Raw genomic sequence first — 10,893 nt, 5'->3', positions numbered from 1 at the left:
CCCGCGGAGCGGGTCCCACAGCGCTGCGCGCTGTGCCAACGAACAGCCTCGCTGCGCTCGGCTGGCTCGGCTTCGCCGAGCCAGGTCCGGCCCTTCGGGCCGGAGTCCTTCGCTTCGCTTCGGACGTTTGGGTTCCGCTTCGCTTCACCCAAATGAAGCCCGCTTTGCGGGCCAGGGAGTCCCGCGCTGCGCACGGGAGATTCGCTTGGTGGGTTTTCGCTTCACTCTCCTGACTCGGCTTTGCCGAGTCAGGGCCGATCCCTTTGTGGGGTCGGCGTCCTCTGCTGCGCTCTGGGCTACTGAGTTGCGGTTTACGCCGGATGGCTTGCTCGGCGGGCACGCATGACCCCATTTCACGGGGTCTGCTTCCTTTGGTTCGTTGGGGGTCCCATGCACTTCCCCGTCCTGGTCCTTTGGAGTGGGCCTCCAAGGCCGGCCCGCTCCGTGAGTGGCTGCTGGAGAGAGATGTGAGAGGACGAGACCGCACCTCAGTGCATCAGTATGTGCTCCGGATTATGTCTGGAGTGAAGAGCGTCAGACCGTTGGTGCCTCAATCAGGCATCCTGCTGTAGGTGAACAAACCTAGCCACACTACCGGATACACGTCACACCCGCGAAGTGAGCTGGGCTTGAGGAGGGCAACCTCGCGACACGCCCGTGACAGCGACTCGCTTACCACATATGCACGGTGCTGAGTTGAGGGAAGGGGAGCGAAGGGTGAGCTCTAGTGACACATAAGAGTGTTCTGCCGGAAAACCGGCTTTGACCAGCGGTGATGCGGAGCGGTTTGTTCTAGATCTCCAGAACAAACCGCTTCTGGTTGTTCTGGAGATCTAGAACAAACGCCCCCTTGATATGACGGGTCATCAGGTCACTCTGGGGGACGGGTTGTTCTGCCCCTCCAGAACAACCCGGTTTACCTAGTGCTACCGTGCAGCCTGAAACGTGATCACGTGTGGAGGAGTGTGGTGATGGATCAGCTGCCGATCGTCCGCCCCGGTGAGCGCGTAGTTGCGCGGTCGGACGGCAAGGGCGGCTTGATTCTGGGCGTGGAGAAGATCAAGGGACGTGAATTCGCTGCGAGTGCGGGGTGCAGTGGGTACGTCCTGGACGCCCGGCTGCTGATGGACGTGCTTGGCAGTCTGAAGATGCCTGGGTCATGGTTCCAGGTGTGGTGCAAGCTCGTAGCGCTGCAGAACGCGAACCGTGCCGACGACCAGACCCGGGCGGCGGCGCGCGGGTTCGTGAAGACGAACCAGCGCGATCTCCAGGCCCGGTGCAACTTGTCAGCGGCCTCTGTGAACGAGGCCAGCCAGTTCTTCGCGCACATCGGGTGGGTGCGCACCGCAAAGCGCGGCATCCTGCAGTTGAACCCGTGGCTCACGGTGGCCGGGACCTCGGGTGAACAGGAGAAGTGGCAGAAGCTCTGGAATGACGCTCCGGGCCCGGCGTGCATCATCCCGCACTCCGAGTACCCCACAGAGTGGCGCCAGACCCGGGAAGCGGAGAAGAAGGCCGCCGAAGCCGCGCGCCGCAAGGAGAAGGTCGTGACGCTCCGACAGCGGCGGCCTGTGCGCAAGGCGAGCGCATGACGCCGCGCGGCATATCCTTGTTGTTGCAGTGTCGACCTGATCGGAAGTGGTGAGGCTCCGTGAGTAGTTCTTACGTCCCCAGTCCTCCCACCGAGGCACCCCTCACGATCTCCCGTGACGTCCTGCGGCTGCTCGCCCTGGTCGATGTGAGCACCGCTGGGCGCCGCGTCCTGGACGAGCTGCTTTACCTCAGCGACCCGGAGACCGGCACCGCCGCGATCAGCCAGAACGAGATGTGCTCCGAGCTGGGCGCCAGCAAGCCCACGGTGAACCGCGGGTTCAAGGAGCTCCGCGAGTGCGGGCTCGTCTGGAGCCTCAAGGACGGCCTGTACCAGCTCCACCCGCTGTTGACAGGCGGCAAGGTGTCCTCCCCCGTCATGCCGGTTCCCGAGATCCGGGCCGCTGAGCCCGGGCGCTTCACGGAGCAGCGACGGGCGAGGTTCGCCGCCCAGACCGCGAACCTTGCTGCGACCGGTTGAGGAGTTGAGGGGAATCCGAGTGGCTGGTGCGCACTCCTGAGGACGATTGTCGAGCGGTTCCGGGGCGTGGAGTGAGAGGGTCGGTAGCACTAGCTAAACCGGGTTGTTCTGGAGGAGCAGAACAGACGGCGGGCGGTGCACGAGGAACGCCAGAGGAATTCCGTTGCGATCTCACGGCCCCACGCCTCGGAGGTGGAGTCGGCCCTGGCCAAAAGCACCAGACCGCGACCCATGTGTGTTCCCGCCGTACGCTGGTGGACAGGGGGACTTGGCAGGCCAGGGCGGGTGCGTATCGCGAGAACCGCCTACGCGGAGACCGAGGATCCAGACGGGCTGCTTGTTCGAGGAGTGCAGTGGGCTACGACCAGCGCATGCCGAGGGCGGTGAGTTGCTCCACTCGCTGCGGTGACATGGTGCCGACGCGCGAGCGCTGGTTGCTGATCCAGGTACCGAGTCTGACCGGGTGCCGCTCTTGGGCGTCGTCGTCGCCCGAGGGGAGGGCGAGGGTCTCGATGTGCCTGCGGGGAACCTGGAGGTGCCCTTCGCGCTCGTAGTACTGGGTCGCGGCGGCGAGGTTGAGGGTCCATCTGTCCGCGTGCGTGATGCGCGGCTTTGGATGTTCCTCGGCGTCGTCGGAGGGCTCGATGCCGAGGAACATCCTCAGCATCCACTGTCGACCGCTGCCGAGCCCGTTCCAATGGCGGCGCTGTGAGCGTACCCACCGTCCGAGATCCTCGCCGTAGCGGGTGACGGCACCCGGCTCGGTGGGGAGGCTCCCGCCTTCTTCGAGGTACCGGCGGGTGAGATGGAAAGCGCGCTGCCAGTCGGTGGACCAGGCGGGGCACCAGGAGGGGTCGATCTCCTCGAGTGCGTGCCGGCGGTCCTGGGAGAGCACGCCGTGTTCGGATTCGACGGGCAGGCCCTCGGCACGGCGCTGCTCGATCGTGTCAGCCCTGCGGGCGGCGGCCCTTGCGTTCTTGAGGAAGATGCCCACCCTGTATCCGTGGTAGGTGGCGTCGGCCGGTGCCAGCAGGTGGTGGCCGTGTTCGGCAGCCCATCCTCGGGCTGCGGTGAGGCCTTCCTCCCAGGCGACGTCGACGTGGGACCAGACCATGCCGAGCTCGTCGAGTTGGTCGACACGGTCGTCTTCCAGCCGGCCGGCCGCGCGGGCGCGTCGGGTGTCGGCGATCCACTGTCCCAGGGGAAAACCTGCCGCCGTGCCGGGTGGCACTTCCTGTTCCTCGATGCGCTCTTGGGGTGTGGGTGGCCCGATGTGGCTCGCGGGTGCGCGGTAGGTGAAGGGCACCCGCAGGTGCCCGTGGTCGCGGAGGTAGCGGACGGCGGCCTCGATGCCGCGCTTCCAGTATGTGTCCTCGGGGTCGATGACACGGAGCCTGATGAAGGCCGCAAGCAGGGTGGGATCGCGCGGGGTGGAGAACCTGAGGAGTTCCCGAGCCGCAGCGGAGAGCTCGGCCGGCACCGTCTCCCCCTCGTCGGCCGGGGTCCCTGAGGGTTCCTGAGGGAAGGGGATGTGGCGGCTGGGGGCCTGCGGCTGGGCAAGCTGTTCGACCACACGGGTATCGTGCGCCCTCAGCGCTTCGAGGAGTTTGGCCAGACCGCCGTACGCCTTGGAGGTGAGCATGTTCTCGGGAGTCTCGCCCGGGCCGAGGAGCACGGGGACGACGAGTGTGGCGACCTTGCCCTCGCCGGGCCGCATCCGCAGCGCGCGGCCGACGGCCTGGACGAGGTCGGGCATGGAGCCGCGCACGTCGCAGAAGTACACGCTGTCGCAGTTGCGTGTGTCGACGCCTTCGCCGAGGACCTTCACGGAGCTGAGGAAGGACACGTCGACGGGGGTGCCGTCGCTGGTGGTGCCCTCGGCGAACTCTTCCAGTAGGCGACGGCGGTGGAGCGGTGGATGGTCGCCGCACAGCCAGTCGGCGCGGATGGTGGCCGGGTACCGGCCGGAGTCGGCACGATGGAGCCGTCGTGCGACGTCCGGCAGGCCGGTGGCGAATGCTTCGGCCTCCTTGACCTGGTGGTGGAAGACCAGGGTGCGGCGGAGGTGTTGCCGGGCGGCGGTCTCCATCAGGGCGGTCTGCAGGGCCATCATGCGGGCGCCGCGTACCTGTGCCGAGCGGCCGTCGGCGCTGAGGAGCGCCGCCGCTTGGAAGCCGGGGTCGGACACGTCCACACACACGACCTGGTACGGGGCGCAGACTCCCCGGTCGATCGCCTCCGAGAGCGTCAGGGTGAAGCAGCGGCTGCCGAACGGGCCGTCGGGGTCGTCCTCCATACTGGCGACCAGCCCGCCCGGCGTGTCCCGGCCCTCCTCGAGCTGCCACAGACGCGGAGTGGCCGTCATATAGAGGCGGCGCGCGGCAGGAATCCTCCGGTTGTCGTGGATGACGGCCCAGGGTTTGCCGATCCGGCCGGAGGTGCGGTGTGCCTCGTCGACCACGATGAGGTCCCAGGCGGGCATGCCGGCGGTGTGCGCGCGCTCCAGTGTGCCGAGCCCGAGCGAGGCGTAAGTCGCGAACACCGTCGCCTTGCCGAGTTGGCGGGTCCAGTCTGCCAGTTCGCCGGGGTGCGTGGTGCTGGGGAAGGCCGCCTCCGCCGCCCGCAGGGAGGACACCCCGAGCTGCGGCCCTCGGCGGCCGCCCTCCCGCCATGCGGCGGCCGTCTGGGTGAGCAGTTCGAGGGACGGCACGAGTACCAGGACCCGGCCGGCTCGGAGTTCCTCGGCGCTGCGGGTGGCGACCAGGGTTTTTCCCGAGCCTGTGGCCATGATGACCTGGGTGCGCAGCCCGTGCTCGGGGAGTGCCGTGCCCGGGCGTACCTCAAGGGCGCGGAGGACCGCGTCCACCGCCTCGCGCTGGTGGGGGTCCATGGGCTTCGTCATGTTGCAGAGCTCTCGTTTTCCGTGGTGCCCCGGGTGGGTGGAGGCGGGCGGGTGTTCAGTCGCCGGCTGAACACCCGGTCCGGCGGTGCTGACGGCTCGGTGGGGTCGGTCCGGTGTCCTGCTTCACGGATCCGCGGCCGGGATGCGCCGCCGCGGTGGCCAGGTCCGGGGTCTCGTCCGGATGGAGGGCGTCGAGGATGAGGGTGAGGCCGAAGGCGAACTCGTCGGTGTAGTCGTAGCCGGGCTTGAGGGCGTGTTCGGTGGCGAGTTCGGTGAGGTGGGGGTAGGCGGTGGCGGGCGCCTCGCGCAGGATGGCGCCCGCGATCTCCTCCAGCTGAGCCGAGTCGGCGAACGGCAGACTCAGCTCCTGGATGACGAATCCGTAGAGGTAGCTGTCGATCAGTGAGAAGGCGTGCGCGGCCATCGGGACGGAGAATCCCCCGGTGCGCAGCGCGCCGATGAGTGCGTCGTGGTGACGCAGGGTCGCGGGGCCGGGGCGGGAGCGGGAATCCATCAGTCCGATGGCCCAGGGATGCCGCCGGAGGGCTTCGCGGGCGGAGAACGCCCGCCGGCGCATGGCGGCTTTCCAGTCCGCGTCACGCGGGGGCAGGTCGATCTCGCCGAAGACCGCGTCGACCATGCCGTCGAGGATCTCCTCCCTGCCGGCGACGTGGTGGTAGAGCGACATCGCCTCGACGCCCAGGGGTTGGGCGATGGCCCGCATGGTGAGGGCGGAGGCCCCCTTCTCGTCCGCCACCGCCATCGCGGTACGGATCACCCGCTCGCGGCTGAGCGGTGTGCGCGCCGATGTCCCTCGCCGGCCCTTGCCTCGCTCGAGCACGGGTCCTCCTTTCGCGCCTCTTGACTACCTTACAGCATAAGGCTAGCGTACCTTACAATGTAAGGTACGTGTTCCGTGAAGGAGTGGGTCGATGGGCACGAGTCGGGTACGGAAGGTCTGTATCGTCGGGGCTTCGGGGAAGCTGGGTCAGTACATGGTCCGGCACGCGCTGGAGCGCGGATACGAGGTGGTCGGCGTATGCCGGGAGCGCAGCGTGCCCAAACTGGCCCCGTTCGAGGGACGTATGACGGTCGTCCCCGGGCCCACGGACGACCCGGATGTGATCCGGCGGGCGGTCGCCGGGTGCGACGGGGTGCTCACGGTGCTGGTGCCCTGGGGAGTCCGGCAGTACGCGTCGGGCACGGCGCAGGCGGTGCTCGACCACGCGGCGCCGGACGCCCGCCTGGTCTTCTCCTGCGGCTGGCACATCACACGCGACGGCCAGGACACGTACTCACGGACGTTCCTGTTGGCCGTCCGGGTCGCCGCCCTGCTGGGCAGGCTGGTCCGCGCCGTCGAGATCGACGACCAGGTGGAGGCGTGCCGCCGTGTGTTCGCCAGCGGTTCGCGGTGGACCGTGGTGCGCGGCAGCAGCCTGGAGGAGGGCGAGAGCGAGGGCCTGCCCGTCTGGAGCCGGCATGTGGGCGACCCGGTGCTGGCCAGCAATCTGACGCGACGGGTGGACTTCGCCCTGTTCATGGTGGAGGCGCTCACCGACGACTCGCTTGTCCGGGAGGCCCCGGCGATCGTCGGCCGCCGGTCCCCCAGCGCAGTCGCCCACGGTTCCGGAGGCGGCTCGGGTCCCGATGCCGGCCCCGGGGAGCATGCCTGACAGGGACCTCGGTGTTGTTCAAAGCCCCAGGTCATCCAATCCGGAAGGCCAGAGGCTGGGGGAACGCCGGCCGCAACTCCTTCGCCTGCACACCGTCGATACGCCGGGTCGCGGCCCATGCGGCGTCAGATGTCGAACTCGACGTAGTCGATGTCGGTGAACTCCACGGACAGGCCGGCGGCCCGGCGGCCGCGGTCCTTGAAGTACTCCTCCTGAAGTCCCTCCGCGGCGATGCTCCTCAGCTCCTGATCAGTGGCCCCCTGGGTCTGGGCGTCGAAGAGGCGCGCGGCGTACGCGGGTGGCAGATGGTGCGTGATGAGCCGGGTGCGGGCGTCGTCGGTACTGCCCGGAGCGGCGGTGAACCCGAACCTGGCGCGAGTCTCGATCACGATGCCCGTCGACGTGGCTGCCTGCTTCCTGGCTCGTTCCCGCACCCGGGGCTGCCAGCGCCGGCGTACCTCCTGGGCGAGGCGGGCGGCGAGCTCCGGGCGGGGCTGCTTGATCTGGTTCTTCACATAGCGTTCGACGGTGCGCTGGGAGACGCCGAGCAGTTCGGCGACCGGCCGGGTCCCCTTGAGCTGCTTGACCAGGTACCGCATCTGCGCCGGCGCGCTCTTCGGCGCCGGTCTGGTGGTCTTGTTCGCCACGGCTTCGTCGAGGCTGTCGTCGAACATGCCCATCGCGTTCTACTCCCCCTCGTGGGCGGCGTCGTGTAGGTTCGCGCCGCCGGTGTCATTGCGGACTGCGGTGACCTGCTGCTTGTGCTGCTGTCTCATCAGATGTCCCGCGGCTTCCGTCTCAGTTCGGTGGCATTTCCTCACGCGGCTTCGCCCTGCGGGGCTTGATCGGGCTTCCAGGTCTGGTCGAACCAGGCGATGAAGTCCTTCACGGTTCCGATGCGGGCGATTCTCTCGTGGATTGCGCGCTGGTCGTGGCCGGGGAGGAAGTCGCCTCGGCTGATGGGCTTGCCGCATCCGCAGTTGCACTCGCGGTTGCCCAGGGGGGACTCGAAGTAGGTGATGGGGTTCTGCTGGGTGCCGTTCGGGGCCGGCTTGCCGACGTAGTGGTCGTGGACGGGGTGTCCGGGGCCGAGGATGCGGCCTTCGAAGGCCCGTCGCCCGCCAGGGATGTCGACGATCCGCTCAATCTCCATGGCCTGGCGGATGACCCCTCCGCCGTTGACGACAGCGAACCGTTCTCGTTCGATGCGTGATCCGGGCATGACCCAGACGCCGCGGGCGATGTCGTGGAGTTGCTGGTCGGACAGCCCGTCGCTCCAGCCGACCTGCGAGCGTTGGAGGGGATCGCTGTTCGGATCGACGTTCTTCTTCTTGCCGAGGGTGATCTGGATCATCGCGCCTCTCTGCGAGGTCGTCTCGGTGGTAGGAGATGCCGGGATGACCTGTTCAGGATAGACCATGAGCCCCCGTTGTATCGGGGTATCTATGGATTGCTGGCGCGCTGTTGTGCTATTCAAGGGCCGTGACGACTTCCAAGATCTCCAGCAGACCTTTCGACGCAGTGCTGTGCGACCTCGACAACGTGATCCGCTTCTATGACACGACGGAACTGGCGAGCCTGGAGCGCGGTGCCGGGCTGGCGGAGGGGACTACCGAGAGAGTGGCGTTTGCGCCGGAGATAGACCTCCCACTGCTCCTCGGCGAGATCACCAAGGAGCAGTGGGTGGAGTCCATCGTGGTGGGCCTCGCTGGTCAGATACCCGAGGCCCAGGCGCGCGAGCTCGGGACGGCGCTCGCCAACGCGCCGTTCCGTGCCGACGGTGTCGTGGTCGACATGCTTGTTCAGGTGCGGACGCACGTGCCCTTGGTTCTGGTGACCAATGCGACCGTGGAACTGGAGGACGACCTGGTGTTGCTGGGGCTCGCCGATTTCGCCGATCACGTCATCAGTAGTGCTCGGGTGGGGGTGGCCAAGCCGGACCAGAAGATCTATGAGCTTGCGGCTGGCCAGGCGGGGGTTGCCCTGGACCGGTGTCTGTTTGTGGACGACCGACTTGAGAATGTGGAAGCCGCCGTCGGGCTCGGGATGACGGGTGTGCATTATCGCGAATCTGCTGATTTGCGGGAGGCGCTGGCCGTCCTGCTGGACCGTTAGGGCGAAGGGGACTGGGCAGCACCTCCCAGGCGGCGGCCGGGCAGGTCGTGCCGCCGGCCCAGGTAGCTGATCATTCCGAGTGAGAAGCCGGTCTCGTCTGCGAGTTCGCGGCAGGTGCGTCCAGCGGCGCGTTGCTCGCGGAGCCAGTCGAGATCGATCTGGCGCCAGCGGGTCGCTTTGCCATCGCGCCTCATGCCGTATTCACGGACGAGGACCTTGATGGCCTCTTCGTTCACGCCCGCATGCTCCGCGATCCACTTCAGCGAGCGGTATTCGTCGAGGTAGAAGCGTGCGAATTTTTCCCTGGGAAGGACTGTGCGAGCCCGTCGAACCGTGGCTCCTCTTTCCCACTTCGCGCTCTTCGCCGCTGCTGGAGGAGCCGGCTGCGCCTGCAGGACGAAGCGGACGGCGTCATGGCTGACGCCGAGGCGGCGGGCGGCCTGTGCTGTTGTCAGGCGTTCGTCCCTGATGAGGCGGTGCAGCATGCCGGGGTCGATGTCCCGCAGGTCGCAGCCGGGCAACTTGAGGTCGCGGACGATGTCTGTCGGGGGCTGCCAGGAGAGAGGTTCGTCGCGGATTCCCTGCCGACTGAGGAACTCGGTTGCTTGCCCTTCGAGTTGACTCATCAGCGCCGGGGTGAGGTCTGTTTCGAAGGTCCGCAGCATGGTGCGCAGTTCCGTGGTGCCGGGCGCGTAGGCGGGCGGGGCGAGGGTGGCGGGGAGTCCGCTGAGCCGTTCGAACAGCAGCGCTCGGGCGAACTGGTGGCGCCGTACTCCGCCGGCTTCGAAGTCGATGTCCCGGCAGAGCTGCGTCCAGGTGTCCAGCGGCAGTAGGTCGCGGTAGTCGAGCGTGCGGCGGCGGGTGTAGTCGATCGGTGATCCTTCCTGGTCAAGGTAGTCCGCCAGCGCGAGTAGGCCGAGGCTGATGCCGTGGAAGTGGTCCCGCTTCGTGAGCCGGAACGTCATGTGAGCTCCCAGCCGGTCCTCCACCGGTGCGTGCAGGAGGCGGGCCGTCGTGGTGAAGTCCCCGGTGCCTCCGATCAGTAGCAGGTAGCACGACAGGGCCGGGCGGATGGTGCGTGAGAGGGCCCCGTCGAGGGGGCTGAGCCTGGCGGACCAGGCCGGCCAGAGCTGCGTCGGGGTCTTGCGGGCCCGCTCGGCGACCCGCGTCGCCGCTGAACGGCCGGGCTTGCGTGGCATCCGGTCCGCGGTGCGGAATCGCAGCTGATCAGGGCCTCCCAGACGAGGTGCGAGCGTTGCAAGATGGACCGCGTCGAAGACCGGGCTGGTGTGGGCCCACTGAAGCCCGACTTTGAGCGGGATACTGCCGTCGTTGTCGCTGATCAGGTGGCGAAGGGCGGCGCCGGCCGCGTGGACGTCGTTCTGCTGGAGGATGTGCAGGGCCGCGGTGACGGCGAGGGCGGCGGTCGCGGCCCGTCGTGGGACAAGGCGTCCCGGACGGGTCTCCTCGACAGGGTCGAAGGATCGCCGCTTCTCGGGCAGGGGCTGCTGGTGCAGTGCCAGGATCTCCGGTGGGACGAAGTCCGTCAGCCGGTCGGGAGCACGGCGAAGCAGGATGCAGGCCAGAGCGCGAAGGTCACCGAACAGCGCGAGGCTGGGCTGGGGGTGGTCCTCGTAGATGCCGAAATCGGCCTGCTGCGAGGAGATCGTCTTCTCGATGAGTTTCTGGGCCGCGACCACGGGCCCCCGGGCGGCGAGCGTGAGGGTGGGAACCTCCTCGAACGGCTGGCCGCATCGCGCCGGCGGGGCGTCGTGCTCCGACGGGCTGTGGCAGCGTCCCGGAGCCAGCGGGTGCCGGGTGGTCGCCGGGAAGTGCCGGGGCATGCGGCTGCAGCGCGGGCAGGCATCCACCAGCAGCAGGCGGTGATCGAGGCAGGCGAAGGACCAGCCGAGCCTCCAGTTCAGCCGCCATCTGCCGCCGCTTTCGGCCAGGCAGGCCGGGCAGTATCGAGACCCGCGGGCCCGCCCCCAGACATGCCTCGCCTCGGAAGATTTCAAGTCCAATGAGACGGTTGTGATGCTATGAGGTTTGTGGTGCGGGTTCCCTGCGCTTGGCCGGGTCGTTGATCCAAGCGGTCTGGGGTATCTGGGGTGGTCGGGGGCGTCGGCCGA

General features: G+C 68.0%; 9 protein-coding genes. 4 read left to right on the top strand and 5 right to left on the bottom strand.

The window, feature by feature from the left end; all coding sequences use genetic code 11:
- Positions 1-971: 971 nt before the first annotated feature.
- Together SCWH03_RS28095 and SCWH03_RS28090 are read left to right on the top strand one after the other, a co-directional pair.
- Positions 972-1,592, top strand: coding sequence for a hypothetical protein (locus SCWH03_RS28095; RefSeq protein WP_173267716.1), 621 nt, complete (start codon positions 972-974; stop codon positions 1,590-1,592).
- A 59-nt stretch (positions 1,593-1,651) separates the two neighbouring features.
- Positions 1,652-2,071: a helix-turn-helix domain-containing protein gene (locus SCWH03_RS28090; protein ID WP_173267714.1), complete on the top strand. Its 420-nt coding sequence runs from the start codon at positions 1,652-1,654 to the stop codon at positions 2,069-2,071.
- Between the two features lie 358 nt (positions 2,072-2,429).
- Here SCWH03_RS28090 and SCWH03_RS28085 read toward each other — a convergent pair whose 3' ends face one another.
- On the bottom strand, positions 2,430-4,973 hold the full coding sequence (locus SCWH03_RS28085) for a DEAD/DEAH box helicase (protein ID WP_173267712.1): 2,544 nt from the start codon (positions 4,971-4,973) through the stop codon (positions 2,430-2,432).
- 55 nt (positions 4,974-5,028) lie between these two features.
- Positions 5,029-5,814: a TetR/AcrR family transcriptional regulator gene (locus tag SCWH03_RS28080; RefSeq protein WP_254077094.1), complete on the bottom strand. Its 786-nt coding sequence runs from the start codon at positions 5,812-5,814 to the stop codon at positions 5,029-5,031.
- A gap of 91 nt (positions 5,815-5,905) precedes the next feature.
- On the opposite strand from SCWH03_RS28080, the gene SCWH03_RS28075 reads away from it, so the two are divergent.
- A complete protein-coding gene (locus SCWH03_RS28075; protein ID WP_173267710.1) occupies positions 5,906-6,646 on the top strand; it encodes an NAD(P)-dependent oxidoreductase in 741 nt (246 codons plus the stop codon).
- Positions 6,647-6,771: 125 nt separating this feature from the next.
- Here the strand turns inward: SCWH03_RS28075 and tpg are convergent, their stop codons facing one another.
- The gene (gene tpg / locus SCWH03_RS28070; RefSeq protein WP_173267708.1) at positions 6,772-7,326 is read right to left on the bottom strand and encodes a telomere-protecting terminal protein Tpg; all 555 of its coding nucleotides are present in this window, start codon (positions 7,324-7,326) and stop codon (positions 6,772-6,774) included.
- A 137-nt stretch (positions 7,327-7,463) separates the two neighbouring features.
- Positions 7,464-8,066 carry a hypothetical protein gene (locus SCWH03_RS28065; RefSeq protein WP_254077093.1) on the bottom strand — a complete coding sequence of 201 codons (603 nt, stop codon included), beginning with the start codon at positions 8,064-8,066 and terminating at the stop codon, positions 7,464-7,466.
- Positions 8,067-8,128: 62 nt separating this feature from the next.
- On the opposite strand from SCWH03_RS28065, the gene SCWH03_RS28060 reads away from it, so the two are divergent.
- The gene (locus SCWH03_RS28060) at positions 8,129-8,761 is read left to right on the top strand and encodes an HAD-IA family hydrolase (protein WP_254077092.1); all 633 of its coding nucleotides are present in this window, start codon (positions 8,129-8,131) and stop codon (positions 8,759-8,761) included.
- On the opposite strand, the gene SCWH03_RS28055 is transcribed toward SCWH03_RS28060, so the two are convergent.
- Entirely contained in the window at positions 8,758-10,785 is a 2,028-nt protein-coding gene (locus tag SCWH03_RS28055; protein WP_173267706.1) for a TniQ family protein, read from the bottom strand. The two genes, SCWH03_RS28060 and SCWH03_RS28055, sit on opposite strands and share 4 nt — an antisense overlap.
- Positions 10,786-10,893 lie beyond the last annotated feature (108 nt).

This window comes from Streptomyces pacificus, assembly GCF_011766325.1.
Taxonomy (GTDB): Bacteria; Actinomycetota; Actinomycetes; order Streptomycetales; family Streptomycetaceae; genus Streptomyces; species Streptomyces pacificus.
Note: the sequence above shows the minus strand (reverse complement) of the source record. Positions and strands in the feature narration are given on the sequence as shown.

Coding starts and splice junctions, on each gene's coding strand:
- SCWH03_RS28085 (WP_173267712.1), bottom strand. CDS start 4,973: ATGACGAAGCCCATGGACCCCCACCAGCGCGAGGCGGTGGACGCGGTC.
- tpg (WP_173267708.1), bottom strand. CDS start 7,326: ATGGGCATGTTCGACGACAGCCTCGACGAAGCCGTGGCGAACAAGACC.
- SCWH03_RS28095 (WP_173267716.1), top strand. CDS start 972: ATGGATCAGCTGCCGATCGTCCGCCCCGGTGAGCGCGTAGTTGCGCGG.
- SCWH03_RS28075 (WP_173267710.1), top strand. CDS start 5,906: ATGGGCACGAGTCGGGTACGGAAGGTCTGTATCGTCGGGGCTTCGGGG.
- SCWH03_RS28065 (WP_254077093.1), bottom strand. CDS start 8,066: ATGGTCTATCCTGAACAGGTCATCCCGGCATCTCCTACCACCGAGACG.